This is a genomic window from Acinetobacter sp. AC1-2 (assembly GCF_016124155.1).
GTDB lineage: Bacteria > Pseudomonadota > Gammaproteobacteria > Pseudomonadales > Moraxellaceae > Acinetobacter > Acinetobacter calcoaceticus.
This window is the reverse complement of sequence record NZ_JABFFO010000003.1, coordinates 138,093-154,495: the sequence shown is the minus strand read 5'-3', so window position 1 is coordinate 154,495 and position 16,403 is coordinate 138,093. Positions and strand designations below refer to the sequence as shown.

14 protein-coding genes are annotated in these 16,403 nt (G+C 40.2%); 7 read left to right on the top strand and 7 right to left on the bottom strand.

Going from position 1 to position 16,403, the window contains the following annotated elements; all coding sequences use genetic code 11:
• Window positions 1-120 precede the first annotated feature (120 nt).
• From HL290_RS12680 to HL290_RS12665, 4 genes are all read left to right on the top strand, one after another.
• Entirely contained in the window at window positions 121-423 is a 303-nt protein-coding gene (locus HL290_RS12680) for an ArsR/SmtB family transcription factor (RefSeq protein ID WP_002121891.1), read from the top strand.
• 30 nt (window positions 424-453) lie between these two features.
• Window positions 454-1,512: an alkene reductase gene (locus HL290_RS12675; RefSeq protein WP_198496650.1), complete on the top strand. Its 1,059-nt coding sequence runs from the start codon at window positions 454-456 to the stop codon at window positions 1,510-1,512.
• 158 nt (window positions 1,513-1,670) lie between these two features.
• Entirely contained in the window at window positions 1,671-2,963 is a 1,293-nt protein-coding gene (locus HL290_RS12670; protein WP_198496649.1) for a 3-deoxy-D-manno-octulosonic acid transferase, read from the top strand.
• A complete protein-coding gene (locus HL290_RS12665; protein WP_198496648.1) occupies window positions 2,960-3,670 on the top strand; it encodes a 16S rRNA (uracil(1498)-N(3))-methyltransferase in 711 nt (236 codons plus the stop codon). The genes HL290_RS12670 and HL290_RS12665 overlap by 4 nt, the downstream gene beginning before the upstream one ends.
• On the opposite strand, the gene HL290_RS12660 is transcribed toward HL290_RS12665, so the two are convergent.
• A complete protein-coding gene (locus HL290_RS12660; protein WP_151744159.1) occupies window positions 3,667-4,641 on the bottom strand; it encodes a mechanosensitive ion channel family protein in 975 nt (324 codons plus the stop codon). The two genes, HL290_RS12665 and HL290_RS12660, sit on opposite strands and share 4 nt — an antisense overlap.
• A 112-nt stretch (window positions 4,642-4,753) precedes the next feature.
• Window positions 4,754-5,329: a DUF805 domain-containing protein gene (locus HL290_RS12655; RefSeq protein WP_198496647.1), complete on the bottom strand. Its 576-nt coding sequence runs from the start codon at window positions 5,327-5,329 to the stop codon at window positions 4,754-4,756.
• A gap of 294 nt (window positions 5,330-5,623) precedes the next feature.
• On the opposite strand from HL290_RS12655, the gene acs reads away from it, so the two are divergent.
• Window positions 5,624-7,573 carry an acetate--CoA ligase gene (acs, locus tag HL290_RS12650; protein WP_198496646.1) on the top strand — a complete coding sequence of 650 codons (1,950 nt, stop codon included), beginning with the start codon at window positions 5,624-5,626 and terminating at the stop codon, window positions 7,571-7,573.
• A 43-nt stretch (window positions 7,574-7,616) separates the two neighbouring features.
• On the opposite strand, the gene HL290_RS12645 is transcribed toward acs, so the two are convergent.
• Complete coding sequence (locus tag HL290_RS12645; protein WP_198496645.1) at window positions 7,617-8,159, bottom strand: cysteine hydrolase family protein; 543 nt, start codon at window positions 8,157-8,159, stop codon at window positions 7,617-7,619.
• Window positions 8,160-8,264: 105 nt separating this feature from the next.
• On the opposite strand from HL290_RS12645, the gene HL290_RS12640 reads away from it, so the two are divergent.
• Window positions 8,265-8,678, top strand: a complete 414-nt coding sequence (locus HL290_RS12640; RefSeq protein ID WP_005038054.1) for an Lrp/AsnC family transcriptional regulator — start codon at window positions 8,265-8,267, stop codon at window positions 8,676-8,678.
• Window positions 8,679-8,771: 93 nt separating this feature from the next.
• On the opposite strand, the gene sfnG is transcribed toward HL290_RS12640, so the two are convergent.
• Complete coding sequence (sfnG, locus tag HL290_RS12635; RefSeq protein WP_004639937.1) at window positions 8,772-9,884, bottom strand: dimethylsulfone monooxygenase SfnG; 1,113 nt, start codon at window positions 9,882-9,884, stop codon at window positions 8,772-8,774.
• Between the two features lie 45 nt (window positions 9,885-9,929).
• Entirely contained in the window at window positions 9,930-10,667 is a 738-nt protein-coding gene (gene msuE, locus HL290_RS12630) for an FMN reductase (RefSeq protein WP_004639934.1), read from the bottom strand.
• Between the two features lie 376 nt (window positions 10,668-11,043).
• On the opposite strand from msuE, the gene HL290_RS12625 reads away from it, so the two are divergent.
• Window positions 11,044-11,694, top strand: coding sequence for a response regulator (locus tag HL290_RS12625; RefSeq protein ID WP_003654038.1), 651 nt, complete (start codon window positions 11,044-11,046; stop codon window positions 11,692-11,694).
• A 44-nt stretch (window positions 11,695-11,738) separates the two neighbouring features.
• Here HL290_RS12625 and HL290_RS12620 read toward each other — a convergent pair whose 3' ends face one another.
• Together HL290_RS12620 and HL290_RS12615 are read right to left on the bottom strand one after the other, a co-directional pair.
• A complete protein-coding gene (locus HL290_RS12620; protein WP_198496644.1) occupies window positions 11,739-12,506 on the bottom strand; it encodes a hypothetical protein in 768 nt (255 codons plus the stop codon).
• Window positions 12,507-12,894: 388 nt separating this feature from the next.
• The gene (locus tag HL290_RS12615) at window positions 12,895-16,392 is read right to left on the bottom strand and encodes a PAS domain-containing hybrid sensor histidine kinase/response regulator (protein ID WP_198496643.1); all 3,498 of its coding nucleotides are present in this window, start codon (window positions 16,390-16,392) and stop codon (window positions 12,895-12,897) included.
• Window positions 16,393-16,403 lie beyond the last annotated feature (11 nt).

Here is a 16,403-nt window from a genome sequence, read left to right as displayed (position 1 = left end):
TTAATCGAAAAAATGCGATATGAATATCGGAAAAAACAGATATGAATATCGCAAAAATGCGATATGATGTTTTCGAAATGCTGAATAAAGCTTTGTTCGTTTAAAAGACGTGTTGAGCCTATGGATATTGATGCAATTAGCAAAGCCCTTTCCAATCCGCTACGTCGGCAAATTTTACAATGGTTGAAAGAACCTGCGCATTATTTACCAGTGGAAGAGTGTGGTGGTAGTTTTGAGAAGGGTGTTTGTGCAGGTCATATTGAACGATTGGGTAAAGTAGCACAGTCTACAATGTCTAATCATTTGTCTGTTTTACAGCAGGCGGGGCTAATTCAGGTCCAAAAATATGGTCAATGGTCTTATTTTTCACGTAACGAAGCTTTGATTCAGCAATATATCGAACATTTAAAACAAACACTTTAATTACTATTTAAAGTGTAAGTCGAGGCGACTATGGCTGAACTCAATACTCCTTTAACGGTTGGTGATTTTGAAATTAAAAATCGATTGGTAATGGCTCCATTAACGCGTGCGCGTAGTGGTGAAAGCCGAGTACCGAATGATTTAATGGTTGAATATTATCAACAGCGTGCAAATGCCGGTCTTATTTTGACTGAAGCAACAGTGATTGGTTCAAAAACTGTGGGTTATGCAGAAACTCCAGGATTATGGTCACAAGAGCAGGCACAGGCTTGGAATAAAATTATTGAGGCAGTTCATGCTCAAGGTTCAAAAATTGTAGCTCAGCTATGGCATGTAGGCCGTATTTCGCATCCTGAGCTTTTAGATGGTGATACTCCTGTTGCACCAAGTGCGATTCAACCTGCGGGTGAAGTGAGTTTATTACGTCCTAAACGTCCATATGTAACGCCACGCGCGCTTTCAATTGAAGAAATTAAGGAGGTTGTAGCTCAATATAAACATTCAGCAGAATTGGCTAAAGCAGCTGGTTTTGATGGTGTTGAGTTACACGCGGCAAATGGTTATTTAATTGACCAGTTCCTTCAAAGTAACACCAACCAACGTAATGATGAGTATGGTGGTCCAGTTGAAAACCGCGCACGTTTATTATTAGAAGTGATTGATGCGTTTATTGAAGTGTGGGGCGCTGGCCGAGTTGGTGTTCATATTGCACCGCGTGGTGATTCGCACGATATGGGTGATGAAAATCCGTTAGCGACATTTGGTTATGTCGTTGAGCAATTGAATCAACGTAATGTTGCTTTCATTTTCTCTCGTGAATATGAAGCTGCCGACAGCATTAGTCCAAAACTTCGTGAAAAATTTAATGGTGTATGGATTGCTAATGAAAATCTAACACCAGATTCGGCAAAACGTATTTTGCGTGATGGTGAAGCTGACGCAGTATCTTTTGGTAAAGCATATATTGCCAACCCAGATCTTTTACAGCGTTTAGAGCAAGACTTGCCTTTAAATGAACTTCAACCAACGACTTTATATGCTAAAGGCGCTGAAGGTTATACAGACTATCCAACGCTAGAAGCTTCGTAAATTTTTTGAAATGACTGTTTGCTGACCTAGTCCATTTATAAGCTCAGTAAATCGCTTTTCTTGTAATGGTAGAGTTTAGGTATCGAAACTCTGCCATTTTTTCTATCTATGTTATATTTTCCCCAGTTTTTAAATTTTGACTATTTGAGGCAAACCGCTTGGCGACCCCTTTTTGGTACAACACCGCACTTCATTTATTAAAACCCTTTTACCGCTGGCGGATAAAAAAACGTGCAGAAAGCCAGGAATTATATAATCAGGAATGTCTTGAAAGATTTGGGCCGTTTGAATCTCCGAAGAATGTGAGAGCAATCTGGTTCCATGCTGTCTCGGTTGGAGAAACTAACGCCGCGCAGCCTTTAATCGAGCATTATCTTAAACTCGGACAACCTGTTTTAGTGACCAATACGACTAAAACGGGGCAGGCACGTGCCAAATCGTTATTTTTAAAAGCTCCTTATTTAGACTTGTTTCAAGCAGTTTATTTGCCTGTTGATCAGAAGCATCTTTTAAAACAATTTTTTGAGTTGTATCAGCCAAAACTTTTAGCATTGGTTGAAACAGAGCTTTGGCCAAATTTAATCGATCAAGCCAAACAGCAGCATGTTCCATGTTTATTATTAAATGCGCGGTTATCAGAAAAATCAGCTAAAGGTTATGGGCGAGTTGCAGGTCTAACAGCAGGAATGCTGAAAAAAATTGACTGGGTGTTGGCACAAGATAATGCGACTCGACAACGTTATGTAGAACTTGGCTTAGATCAACAAAAAAGTCAGGTGGTTGGAAATATTAAATTTGATATTCACGCCCCTGAAGCATTTTTAAATCAGGCTGCAAAGCTACACCAGCTATGGTATTTGGGGCAACGGAAAGTCCTGACAATTGCCAGTACACATGCACCTGAAGAACAACAAATTTTGCAGGCACTTCAGCCTTATTTAAAGTCAGATCCAGATTTAGTTTGTATTGTTGTACCTCGACATCCTGAACGTTTTGATGAAGTATTTGAAATTTGCCAAAACTTAGATTTAATTACTCATCGTAGAAGTTTGAACCAAAGTATTCATACCAGTACACAGGTTTATCTAGCCGATAGCATGGGTGAACTTTGGTTATGGTACGCCTTAAGTCAGGTGTGTTTTGTGGGCGGCTCTTTAAATGAACCGGGTGGTGGGCACAATATTTTAGAGCCTATGGTTTTAAATGTTCCAACAGTAATTGGACCTCGTTATTTTAACTTCCAAACCATTGTTGATGAATTCATTGATGAAAATGGTGTGCTAATTGCTCAAAATGCAGAGCAGGTTGTGGCAATCTGGATGGCTTGTTTAGCTGAACCTGATCAGACCCAACAAGTGGTAGAGCAAGCGCATAAAGTCTTACAACGTAATCAAGGCTCATTGCAAAAACATATTGGAGTAATTAACCGGTATTTGGCCGATAAACCATGAATATCGTTTTACTAGAACCAAAAGATGCTCAGTCAGAAATATGGTCGATTCATTCAAAGCGCCAATTACAGCATTTACGTGAACATCTTGATATTACAGTCGGCCAGAATCTGAAAGTTGGTATCCGTAACGGCGCACGTTATATCACGGAAATTGTTTCGATTAACGAGCAAGAAGTCTGTCTTCGGCCTATCAGTGAAGAAGCTGTACCTGCAAAAATTCCGGTTCATTTAATTGTGGCATTACCCAGACCTAAAGTTTTACGCCGTTTAATTATGGACAGTGTGACTTTAGGTGTTGAAAAAATTAGTCTGATTCATAGTTATCGGGTCGATAAAAGTTACTGGCAGACTCCCTTTTTACAGCAAATCGACAACTACGTTACTTTGGGACTTGAGCAAGCAGGGGACACGATTGTTCCTGAAATTCAAATGTATAAACGCTTTAAGCCTTTTGTTGAAGATGTCTTGCCTACATTTATTTCAGAAGAGTACCCTACCTATGTGGCCCATCCATATGCAGAGCAAAATATGCCAATTAATATTGATCACGCCTGTAGTGTTGTGGTCGGACCCGAAGGTGGTTTTATCCCTTATGAGGTTGATTTGCTCACAAAAAACGGCTGCCAAGCAGTGAGCTTAGGCAACCGTATTTTAAGAACTGAAACGTCTATTTCTTATATTTTAGGACGCTTATTCGCAGCTTAAGCATTTGGCTTAACAGTTTCTTCAGTTGGTTGATCACCACGATACACTTTTACTTCTTGTACCGGATATGGAATTGAGATGTTGTTTTCATCAAACGCATCTACAACCAATTCCTGAATTTCACTAATCGAAGCAGAGGTGGTTGTTTCCGTTGTGTCTACCCACCAACGAACGGTTAGATTGACAGAGAAATCTGCAAGAGCCGTTACGTTGACCGAAAATGCAGGTTGGCTAAGCACATTACGGCTGTTGTCTAGTAGTTTAAGAATGACAGTTTTTGCCTTTTGGACATCGTCTTCATAGCCAATTCCGACTACAAATTCACAGCGGCGACGTTGATAGGCAGTATTTACAGTTACTGCACTGGTGTAAACAGTCGCGTTAGGAATAACAATACGACGGCCATCGGGTGAACGTAAAAAGGTCGCACGGATTTGAATATCTTCTACGGTTCCTTCCATGTTGTTGACAATAATGTCATCGCCAATACGGAAAGGTTCGCTGAGTAAAATTAAAATACCAGAGAGTAAGTTCTGAAAGATATCTTTAAATGCGAAACCAATTGCGACAGAACCAATTCCTAGAGCACTCATTAATTGCCCTGGCGTAAACCCTGGAATCGAGATAACTAAAGCAATTAAGAAACCAAAGAATAAAATCGCTGTACTGCCTACACGGTTCAACACAAGCACAAGGTTTTGACGCGTGTAAGAGCGGTTTTCTAAGGTTTTGCGAACAAAGAATTTAAATAATTTGGTCAGTAGCCAAAAAATAATAAAAACGATAATCGCAATACAAATATAAGGCACACGTTCCCAGAAGCTATCCACAATTTTATCGATTGTGGTATAGGCATCATGATACTTTTCAGTATGGGCTAAAACTGTTTGAGTGGTTTTAGTGCCCGCCTCTTGTAAAAGTTCGCCTGTATTTTTTGCGACATCTGTTAAGGATGTTTGTTCATCAGCCACGACAAGTCTCAATTAAAAAAATTATGAAAGCAATTTTCAGCTTTCATCATAGTAGGAGATAAAATGTGCGCCTACTATAATGAGTTCATCTGAATAATAAAGTGTTTTTTAATTAAAAGTATTCCGTTCCTTTTTGTAATATTTGTGTTGGTGTCTCTAGGATATCGGTCCCTGAGAAATAATAAAAAATTCCTGCTGTTGAAATAAGGCTAATTAAAATAGCCACTAAAATAAGCCAAGCCATGAGTTTTTCTATAAATGTTGATGGTCGAACAGGGCCATATTGATTGGTGCCTGCTGTACCTGAGGCAAGCAGTAAATAAATCATAAAAAAGAACTGAACAACCGGAATGAGCAACAGCAACCCCATCCAGCCACTCTTATTTAAATCGTGCAGACGTCGAACAACGAGAACAATATTGAGATAGATCAGAAATAGCCAAAAAGCCCAAATGACTAAAGCGCTAATGCCTGAAAGAGAGCTATAAAATTCAAAATTAAATAGATCGCTGGATAGCTGAAAACTTCCAAGAAACGAGGCCAAAATAAAGTAGCCTACTATGGTAAGCAAATAGATTAGTCCATATCCACCTAAATAGCTCATACGATTAAAGCGCCCATGAATTGAAAAAGGGCTATCTTTAAAAGGAAGCTGGGGTGGGCGTGAAGAGGTTGTTTGGGCAAACATATTATTTTATTCCTGTGTTGCGTATGAGAGACAAAATAATCTTTGTTGATGATCAAAACCATCAAATCTTGAAAAAATTATAAAAGTAAAAGCTATAGACAAATGTTTTAAATCAACTTAATTTTATAAAAATGTTCACAATTTCGTATGCTTGAGTAAGTGGTTAATATATGACCAAAGTCGCATTGTTTGGACTTTGAAAGAGTCATCATACTGCAAAGGCATGCAAATAAGATCCAGTAAAATAATAGCCACAGTCTCGAGATGGGATGCACAAGATCAAGGAAGTTGCGTATGAATGAGATCTATCCAGTACCAGAGGAATTTAAAAAAACAGCTCGTACTGTTGAAGCAGACTACTTTAAACGTTATCAACACTCTATCGAGAACCCAGATGAATTCTGGGCAGAGCAAGCTAAAATTGTCGATTGGATAAAGCCATTTACCCAAGTTAAAAATACGAGTTTTGACAAAGACAATTTCAAAATTGAATGGTTTGCTGATGGTGAGTTGAATGTGTCGGCAAACTGCCTAGACAGGCATCTTAAAGAACATCCTCATAAACCTGCAATTATTTGGGAAGGTGATCATCCTTCTCGCCATAAAATCGTTTCTTATAAAGAATTACACGATGAAGTCTGCCGCTTTGCCAACGTTTTAAAGAAATATGGCATTGGTAAAGGTGACCGCGTTGTGCTCTATATGCCAATGGTCACTGAAGCTGCAATTGCCATGTTAGCGTGTGCTCGTATTGGTGCGGTTCACTGTGTGGTATTTGGTGGTTTCTCTCCAGACTCTTTAGCAAGTCGTATTGAAGATAGCCAAGCTAAACTGGTGATTACAGCAGACTCAAGTCTACGTGCGGGTAAGTTGTTACCACTCAAAGAAAATGTCGATTTAGCTTTAGCGTTGCCGGGTACAGAGTGTGTTGAAAATGTAGTTGTGGTTTACCGTAATGCGAACCCGATTGAAATGAAGCCGGGTCGTGATTTGTGGTATCACCTTATTATTATGGAGGTTGATGCAAACTGTCCTCCAGAGCCTATGAAGGCAGAAGACCCATTATTTATTCTTTATACTTCAGGTTCGACAGGTAAACCTAAAGGGGTGTTGCATACCACAGGTGGTTATTTAGTCTATGTAACAAGTACTTTCAAAGAAGTATTTGATTTAAAACAAGATGATGTGTACTGGTGTACGGCTGATGTGGGCTGGATTACAGGCCATAGTTATCTGATCTATGGACCACTTGCAAATGGCACCACAACCTTAATGTTTGAGGGTGTACCTCAATATCCAACATGGGCACGTCTTGGTCATGTGGTCGATAAGCACAAAGTCTCTATTTTATATACAGCGCCAACCGCGATTCGCGCCATGATGCGAGAAGGTGATTCGTTTGTACGTGAGAGTAACCGTAGCAGTTTACGTTTACTCGGCTCGGTCGGTGAACCTATTAACCCTGAAGCTTGGAACTGGTACTACAATGTAGTTGGTGAAGGCCGTTGCCCAATTGTTGATACATGGTGGCAAACCGAAACTGGCGGTATTTTAATTGCGCCATTGCCGGGAGCAACAGCTTTAAAACCGGGTTCCGCAACACGTCCGTTATTTGGTATTCAACCTGCCATTGTAGATGGTGAAGGTAATGAGCTAGAAGGTGTAGCAGAAGGCAATCTAGTCATTAAAGATTCATGGCCGGGCCAGATGCGTACCATTTGGGGTGATCCAGATCGCTTTATTGAAGCTTATTTCTCGACCTTTAAAAATAACTACTTTACAGGTGATGGTGCTCGCCGTGATGAAGATGGCTATTACTGGATCACAGGCCGCGTAGATGATGTCTTAAACGTTTCAGGTCACCGTCTGGGTACGGCTGAAATTGAAAGTGCTTTGGTGTCGCATGAATCAGTAGCAGAAGCTGCAGTGGTGGGAATGCCACATGATATTAAAGGACAGGGTATTTGTACTTTTGTGACCTTACAAGCGGGTGTGCCAGAGTCGGAAGAGCTACGTAAAGAATTAATTAACTGGGTGCGTAAAGTACTTGGACCAGTGGCTTCGCCAGATGCACTACACTGGGCACCAGCATTACCTAAAACGCGTTCTGGTAAAATCATGCGCCGTATTTTAAGAAAAATCGCGGCAAATGAGCTTGATAGTTTGGGCGATACCTCAACCCTAGCTGAACCTGCTGTGGTCGATCAGTTAATCGCAACGGTCTATCCTGATAAGCAAAACTAATTTTTAAAAAAGCCCCAAATGGGGCTTTTTTATTGAACTTTATTTAAGATTTTGCTAGAAAATCGGCAGTATTCTGTACATTCGCAAACGTACTAAGCGCAGTTAAAAAAGCAGTTTGCACGTCTTCAGCTTTTACAGTTTTTCCGTCATGGCTTAAATCACGTGTTGCGGTGGCATCTGCAATTAAGATTGGTTGATAACCTAACTCCTTAGCGGCACGTGTCCCTGAGTCAATACACATATGCGTCATCATGCCTGTAATCACAAGTTGCTCAATTTGATGTGCTTTTAAAAGTTCATTTAAATTGGTTTCTAAAAAACTATTTGGATAATGCTTTATCACAATTAATGCGTCGTTTTGAGCGTTGAGTTCAGGGTGGAGTAAAACACCGTCGGTATTTTCTTGAAAGAAGCTCGCCTGTGGTGGGTTAATATGTTGTACATAAATGATTGGAAGATTTTTCTCACTGAAATATTGTTCAAGCTGTTTTATTTTTTCTAGTGCTTGATCTGGCCCAACCAATTCCATTTTGCCATTTTTAAAATAATCATTTTGGACATCGATAATTAATAGTGCTTGTTTCATGAGATTACTCTTGTTGATATGAGATAAAACAAGATTATTCTCTGCTCGCAAAATCGGCTATAGTCCTATGAAAGCATTACCGCCAGTTTTCTTTCGCCATGAAAAATGAATATTGAATTAGACCCGATTGATCTAAAAATTATTGCATTACTGAAGCAAGATTCCCGTTTAACAAATAAAGAGATTGGGCAGCGTGTTCACCGGACAGGTCAGGCAGTGGGTGCGCGTATAGCTCAGCTTATGGATGCAGGGGTTATCAAAAATTACACCATTGCCGTTCAATATAGCCATAAACAATTTATTCATTTGCATTTAAATGAACAACGCGCATTTGAAGAAATTGAAAATTTAGTCAAGCAATATGAACAAATAGATGAATGCTTTAAGGTCATGGGAAATGCATGTTATATGATCGTCAGCCATTTCGAGCCCTCAGCATTAAATGAATTTATCGAGAAACTTTCAAAATGGTGTCGCTATTCGGTTGAAACAGTGATTCGAGAAGTTGAAAAATCTTAAAAAATAAAGGCTCCAAGCCGAGTCTTGGAGCCAATAAGTCTTTATTTTTAATTTATTGTTTTTATTGTCTTGCGCTGCTTTAACTGAAGTTTTTTAGGCTGATTTGGCTTGAATTTCTATCTCCTTTTCTTGTTGAAGTTCTAATTGACGCACGAGCGGTAGAACTTTTTCCCCGAAATATTCTACCTCTTCAATAAAATGTAAGAAGCCGGAAAGAATCAAATCAACACCTACATCTTTAAGTGCCACAATACGCTCTGCAATTTGCTGAGGGGTGCCAATTAAATTGGTTTTAAAACCATCGTTATATTGCACTAGATCTTCAAAACTTGATTTCGCCCAGTTACCTTGTTGCTCTGGTGAAGCAGCACCCGCTTCACGTGTTGCATCGCCAAATGCATTTACCGCTTCGGTGTTGGCTTTATCAATAATTTCTTGCAGTACCGCTTTTGCTTCTTCTTCGGTATCTCTGGCAATAATGAAGGCATTCACCCCAATTTTGACGTGATGGTTATTGGCTTTAGCTTTAGTGCGAATGTCTTCGACTTGTTTTTGAATCTCTTCTACCGTATTACCATTGGTGAAATACCAGTCAGATACACGTGAAGCCATGTCACGTGCAGCACGGGAGCTACCACCCTGAAACACTTCAATATAAGGCTTTTGCAGAGGTTTTGGTTTAAGTGTGTAGTTTTGGAATTGATAGTATTTACCATCGAAACTATAGTTATCGGTGGTCCAGATTCCTTTTAGAGTGCGAATGAATTCTTCAGAGCGGACGTAGCGTTGGTCATGCTCTGGCCATTCTTCACCAATCGCATCAAACTCTCCTCTAAACCAGCCACTCACCACATTAATGGCAATACGGCCTTCGGTTAGATAGTCGATTGTTGCAAGTTGCTTAGCTGCGAGTGCCGGTTTCCAAGGGCCGGGCAGAATAGCAGCAATGACCTTAAGTTTTTCAGTTTTTGCTAATAATGCATGACTGAAACTGACTGATTCATGCTGATTTTCTGCCCCATAGCCCGCCGTAAAACGAATTTGAGTGAGCGCATATTCAAAACCATTTTTTTCGGCAGCCTGTGCAAGTCGAACATTGTAGTCGTAACTCCAGTCTGTACGCTGCTCGATGTTACTCACTACAAGGCCACCGCTTACATTTGGTACCCAATAAGCAAATTTAATCGGTTGTTGTAATTGCGTCATGGTGTACTCTCCCAAATTCGTTATTTTTATTTAGACATATTGCGGTTAGGCAACATGCGTTAATGATTTACCAGACTTGTGATGTAAGCGAGATTCCGCTGCATCAAGATCTGGAACAGCTGCTGAAGGTAAGACTTCTTCTTGCTCAATCTGTTTATTAATCCCAAGCTCTTGGTTCGCTTGCTGAGATTTAGATTTGATCACTTCAGCACGCTTACCTTTGGCTGGTGCCCATTCTAAAATTGGTAATGCGCGAGCTACTGCTAGCGTAATACGATCTGCTAATTGCTCACTTTTCACTGTATATTCAGGGGTAAAGTCGCGATCTGTTGCATATACGCCAATTGGTAAAGTTTGTGCTTGGAAGAAACTAAACAATGGACGTAGCTGATGCTCAAGTACAAGCGCATGACGATCGCTACCGCCTGATGCTGCTAAAAGTACAGGCACATCGACCAAGGCAGTTTGCTCAACAAAATCGAAGAAATGTTTAAACAGACCTGTGAAAGAAGCACGGTAAACAGGTGTACCTACAATTAAAGCATCTGCTGCTTCAACCGCTGCAAGGTCATCTTGTACACGCTGTGGAAGTTGGTTGCGATAAAATGCACCGCCTAATAAAGGCCCAATTTCGCTTAATTTAATGAAATGAACTTTAATATCGATTGCTTCAGATAATTCATCAAGAATGGCTTGAACCAGACTTTCCGTTTTAGATGGGGTATTTAAGCCACCAGAAACAGCAACAATATTCAAAGGTTTTGGTGATGTGATACCAGTCATAATTTGGTTCCTAAGCCTAAAAAAGGTGATTGGACCTATTAATCAACAACGACGGTAAACTGTAAAATAACGAAATTGGTCAACCTTATCTGTTTTAAATATAAAAGATAAATAGTGGATTTTTATACTTTGTTCTTTTGTTAAGTTGTTGTTTTTATTTTATATCATTATTGGTGATATATTTTTTATAATAAAAAGGAAGCTTATATAAAAAACAGATTAATTTTGATTAAAAGTTAAAAAACATCTGAAAATTTTTGCTAAGTTCTGCATTTATCAACATTTTGCATAAAAATGGATAAGATGAACGTATCTTTCATCTAAATAGTAGGGTTACAATAGGCCATAATTATGCTCAAGATTACTTTAATCGCTTATGAACATTTTAATCGTTGATGATCATCCTTTGTTTCGTCATGCTTTAATTCAAGCAGTACGTTATAGCCTGCCACAGGCACAAATTCATGAAACAGCTTCGGTTGATGAGTTTTATGAGCGTTTGGAAAATGGGGCAGAACCTGATCTGGTATTGCTCGATTTAAATTTACCAGGTGCTTCAGGCTTTTCTGCTTTGGTTTATGTGCGAGCACAGTATCCAGCTATTCCAATTATTGTGGTTTCTGCACATGAAGAAACTTCAATCATTCAGCGTGCGATTGCACATGGCGCGATGGGTTATATTCCTAAATCTGCGCATCCAAGTCATATTGGTGAAGCGATTCGTCAGGTCTTAGAAGGTGATATCTGGTTGCCGCCTAACTTGCCATCTAACCTTAATCTTGACCCGCGAGCGGCAGATGAAACTGCATTGGCAGAACGTATTCAGTCATTAACGCCTCAGCAGTTCCGTGTTTTGATGATGGTTGCAGAAGGCTTATTAAATAAACAGATTGCCTACGAACTCGATGTTTCAGAAGCAACGATTAAAGCCCATGTAACGGCCATCTTTAGAAAATTAGGTGTGCAAAACCGGACACAGGCTGTACTGGCAATTAGTGCATTAAATATTGAAGATAGAAAAATCTAAAATTAAAAAAAGACCTCAATTGAGGTCTTTTTTATATGTGTGAATTAAGCAAGGCAATCCTGTTTTGGGGTTAGGCTGTCGCAATACAAAGGATTAAGAGCAGATTGCAAATCATCGATCTGTTCTTGCGTCACATAACGTTTCATTTTTAAATATTCCGCGACACGGTCATCACGCAAGCTTAAGAAAGCAGCATCATAAACACCCAAATCCACAAATAGTGCAGCTGTTTCAAGACTGTTGAATCGATCTAGAAAAATATCGTTGCCATACATTAAGAAGATATGGTCGAGTTTTGCTTTTTCATCAACATGTAGACGTTCAGCAAGTTGATCTGGATGAGTTTTAATAAAGAGTAAGTCAGAGAGTTCATCAAACTGAGTCATGTCTAACTGATTTTCTCCAAGTTTGACATGACCAAGCCAAGCTTTGAAAACGAGTACAGCGCCACCACGAAGTAACATGCTCCAGATTTGATGACGCGTATCGTGATCAAGATTTTCACTTTCCGCAGTGAGGACTTGTAAGAAGTTTTCTTCTTGTTGACCTAATTTATCAAATAAGCCTAAACCTTGTGGATGGTAAGCAGCTGGGGCAAATACATCAAAATTCAAATCATGAAAAATATTGAGCGCGAGCGGAACGGCACACTGATAAATGGTATTTAATGCTTTGATATGCGCTTCATTGAGTTTGCTATTGGGAAAAATGCTTTGCCAATCTAATTCCGGAAGTAAAGCATTGGCACTGTATTGACGATAAAACTGTTGAGATGAGAGTTGCCCTTGTGGGGAGGTATCAAAAGTATTCATGGCAATTGTCCTTTGCATTAATAAGTTGGTATGGATGTTTTATAAATTGGAAATGGGTTCTGAAATCTTGAAGCATATAGAATGCACATCGATTATTTATGGAACATCAAGAATGCAAGTGATATACGACTAAAGTTGTATATGAGGGTTTTTAGTTTATTTTCTTATAAAAAATATAAGTTTATTAAATTGTAACTAGGTGTACACGTGTTCACTTACAAAAAAGGTGGGCTTTGCCATAGGAAAAGGGGCATTGGAAAGTTTGGTCAATTATTTCTTGGGTAAAAGTAGACTTTTTGAGCAGTTCTGCCTATTGGCTTAAATTCAGCCATTAATTTTTGCCAACAATTTCTCCCAAACCCATAAACGGCTTGGGAGAGACAAATCATTAGTCTGCTGTGCTGGCAATTTTAAGCCCAGATAACCAAGCTCTTAATGAAGCTGGTTTAAGCGGCTTCTTAAGTAAAACAATATTCAACTCTTTAAGCTGCTGAGGTAACTCTGGATGAGAGTCAGCGGTAATTAAAGCAACTGGAATATCGTGCTGTCGATTTTGCATAATAAAATCGACGCCGAGTTGGTTGTGATTCAAGTGTTGGTCAATGAGCCAGACCTGAATATTTTCCTTTTGAATAATCTCAAGCGCCTGTTCGGGTTCAGTGGCTTTAAAGACCTGATAGCCCCATTTACCTAGTAAACTACTCATACCTTCTAAAATAGTTTCATCGTTGTCCAGACATAAAATGCGGTAGGCCTTAGTTTTTAACGGTACTGTCTGCACGGTTGGGGTAATCACTTTTGGCGCTTCTACGACTGGAACTTCAATCATAAAGCATGAGCCTTTATTGAGCTCTGAGTAGACATGAACAGGATAATTCAACAAACCTGTCATACGCTGCACAATAGCAAGTCCTAAGCCTAGACCTTGTTCACCCCAAGGTGATAAATGTCCACAGCGTTCAAACTCTTGAAACAGTTTAATTCTCTGTTCCTCGGCAATTCCGGGGCCTGTATCCCAAACACCAATTCGAATATGACCTGACTGTTGCGCCGAGCGTAGAACACCCACAACCACTCGGCCTTTTGCTGTATAGCGCAAAGCATTACTGACAAAGTTTTGAATAATACGTCGAATCCACTGTGGATCTGTATCAATCCAAAAAGATACATCATGAACTTTGAGTGAAATATTTCGCTGAGCAGCAATCGATTTAAACTGTAGTTCAAGATCGCTGAGTAAATCATGTAACGGATAAGGCTGCCTTTTTGGCTGTATGCTGCCGCCTTCTAAACGGGCAATATCGAGTAGGGCAGAGAGCATGCTTTCTGCACCATATAGAGCACGATCAAGTTGTTGCAAAGTCTGACGGTCTTCTTCGGTTGCGATGCTCTGTTCAAGAACGGTGCTAAACAGGCGAGCGGCATGCATTGGCTGTAATAAGTCATGGCTTGCCGCAGCGATAAAGCGGCTTTTCGACATATTTGCCATATCGGCTTGTTCACGGGCAAGTTGTTGTTCGGTTAAGGCATCGGCAAGCTGCTGGGTTCTGTTTTTTACGCGAGCTTCGAGTATTGCTTCATTTGTACGGAAAGGAGTAATGTCGGCGAATGTTGTCACAAAGCCTCCACCTGAAATAGGGTTACCCCGCATTTGAATTACCCGACCATCTTTACGGATTCGTTCAAATTCATGAGCACTTCCAACTTTCATCCAGTGCAAGCGTTTACGAACATGTTCTTCGACTGAACCGGGGCCACATTCACCGCGTTCAGCGTTATAACGAATCAGGTCGGCAATTGGACAGCCGACGTACACCAAGTCTTTAGGGTAACCAAACAGTTTTAAATATTGATTATTCCATGCCACCAGACACATATTTTTATCAACCACACTTACCCCTTGGGTCATGTGGTCAATCATGGTCATGAGTAAGTTTTGGTTAAAACGTTGCCATTGCGAGGCTTGGTCCAAAATATTAGCAACTTGGCCTAAAGCCAAACCATTATTAATCATTGCTGTAGTGAGTAAAGTACGTGCAGAGGCTGCCCCAATAATGCCGGCTAGATATTGCTCGGTAAACCGCCACCACATACCATTCGCAATGCTATTTTCATTAAGTATTAAATGATTTTGTTCACAGAAATTTTCAAAGGCTTGTGTTGTTGGTTGCTCACCAGTAATTCTTTTGGCAAGTGCAAAGAGATCACCTACTTTTAAACGTGCTGCATCATGCGGTAAATAGGTTAAATCGGTAGAGGTGTGCGGTGATGGCAATGGTTTTGTTTCATAATAGAAGAAACTTTCCGCCTGAATTTGCTCTGCCACACTTGGGCGGTAGAGTTTAGAAATCCAGATATATAAAAGAATATTTAAACCAAGCGACCAAATTACACCATGTGTGAGTGGTGCAAATGACTCAAAACCAAATAATGATTCAGGGCGTAGCGCATTGATTCCCAAAGGACCAAAAAGCAAAATACTCTGAGCCGCTTCCTGATAGGCTTCTGGCAAACTACGTAAGATCGTTGGAAATAGTAAAGTATAACTCCACATTAAAAATCCAATGATGAGCCCCGCATATACGCCTTGACGACTTCCACCACGCCAGTACAAACCACCAATAAGAGCAGGGGCAAATTGAGCCACAGCACTAAAAGCCAATAAACCAAATACTGAAAGCTGGTTAATATCATTAAAGAAATGGAAGAATAAAAAGCCAAGTAGCATCACTGCAACGATACTAATGCGGCGACTAAACTTAAGAACTTTAGGGAGATGCTTATCATGGCGCGAGAGCACTTTAAAACGCCAGAGCGCAGGCATAATTAAGTCATTACTCAGCATGATAGACAGGGCAACTGATGAAACCAGTAACATGCCTGTTGATGCAGAGAACCCACCTAAAAAAGCCAGTAAAGCCAGCCCTTCTTGGTTATAGCTAAGCGGTAATGACAACACGGCAACATCAGGTACAGTCAAGAACTTCGGTGCTGCATGCAACGCCCAGCTTGCGATCGGAATAATGGCTAAAATCGTTAAGATGAGATAAACCGCAAACCATTTACGCGCACCACGGATATGCTTTTCGTCACGCAGTTCAACTACTGCCACATGAAACTGACGTGGCAGGCAGATAATTGCTAAACCTGCCAATAAGGTCTGAATCCAGAATGTTTCAGGTACTCCAAATAACTGAACTTCCTGAAAGGTTTGGTTTACATCGGCTGTGACTTGTACTAGGTTCGCTGGTGTTTCAAAAATAAAAAATAAAGCGACGCAAATGAGTGCGAATAATTTTACAAAAGATTCAAATGCGACGGCGAGCATGAGACCGCCATGTTGTTCGGTATTTGCGATTTGTCTTGTACCAAAAATCATGGCCAAAATAGCCAGTACACTGGTTAAAAGCAAAACACTATTGGTGGTTGTATGGATATGAGCATTCTGTTCCATAATGACAGACGTACTTAAAGCAATCGCACGTAGCTGTAGGGCCAGATAGGGGATAATTGCGATTACGGCCAAAATGGTAACCAGTGATGCCAAGACACCGCTTTTTCCGTAACGTGCAGCAATAAAGTCAGCAATTGATGAAATAGCATGGTGTTGGCGTACTCGACCTAAACGTCGCCAAATGTCATAGCCGAACCAGACAAATAAAAGTGGACCTAAGTAAATCGGTAAGAAAATCACGCCTTCGCGAACAGCGGCTCCAGTTGCGCCGTAAAATGTCCATGATGAGCAGTAAACACCTAAGGTTAAGCTGAACAAGAACATGCGGCCACGTGTACTCAAACGGCTGGCATGCTTTTCACCAAAAAAAGCACAAATAAATAAGAGTGCTATATAAAGGGTGAGTACCCCAATAATCAGCCAGCTGTTCATATGACTCACAT

What these genes read in the sequence shown, in the direction of transcription:
- HL290_RS12645 (WP_198496645.1), bottom strand. Translation starts at nt 8,159, where the DNA reads ATGAAACAAGCACTATTAATTATCGATGTCCAAAATGATTATTTTAAA.
- HL290_RS12680 (WP_002121891.1), top strand. Translation starts at nt 121, where the DNA reads ATGGATATTGATGCAATTAGCAAAGCCCTTTCCAATCCGCTACGTCGG.
- msuE (WP_004639934.1), bottom strand. Translation starts at nt 10,667, where the DNA reads ATGACTGGTATCACATCACCAAAACCTTTGAATATTGTTGCTGTTTCT.
- HL290_RS12665 (WP_198496648.1), top strand. Translation starts at nt 2,960, where the DNA reads ATGAATATCGTTTTACTAGAACCAAAAGATGCTCAGTCAGAAATATGG.
- HL290_RS12615 (WP_198496643.1), bottom strand. Translation starts at nt 16,392, where the DNA reads ATGAACAGCTGGCTGATTATTGGGGTACTCACCCTTTATATAGCACTC.
- HL290_RS12655 (WP_198496647.1), bottom strand. Translation starts at nt 5,329, where the DNA reads ATGTTTGCCCAAACAACCTCTTCACGCCCACCCCAGCTTCCTTTTAAA.
- acs (WP_198496646.1), top strand. Translation starts at nt 5,624, where the DNA reads ATGAATGAGATCTATCCAGTACCAGAGGAATTTAAAAAAACAGCTCGT.
- HL290_RS12625 (WP_003654038.1), top strand. Translation starts at nt 11,044, where the DNA reads ATGAACATTTTAATCGTTGATGATCATCCTTTGTTTCGTCATGCTTTA.
- HL290_RS12640 (WP_005038054.1), top strand. Translation starts at nt 8,265, where the DNA reads ATGAATATTGAATTAGACCCGATTGATCTAAAAATTATTGCATTACTG.
- HL290_RS12620 (WP_198496644.1), bottom strand. Translation starts at nt 12,506, where the DNA reads ATGAATACTTTTGATACCTCCCCACAAGGGCAACTCTCATCTCAACAG.
- sfnG (WP_004639937.1), bottom strand. Translation starts at nt 9,884, where the DNA reads ATGACGCAATTACAACAACCGATTAAATTTGCTTATTGGGTACCAAAT.
- HL290_RS12675 (WP_198496650.1), top strand. Translation starts at nt 454, where the DNA reads ATGGCTGAACTCAATACTCCTTTAACGGTTGGTGATTTTGAAATTAAA.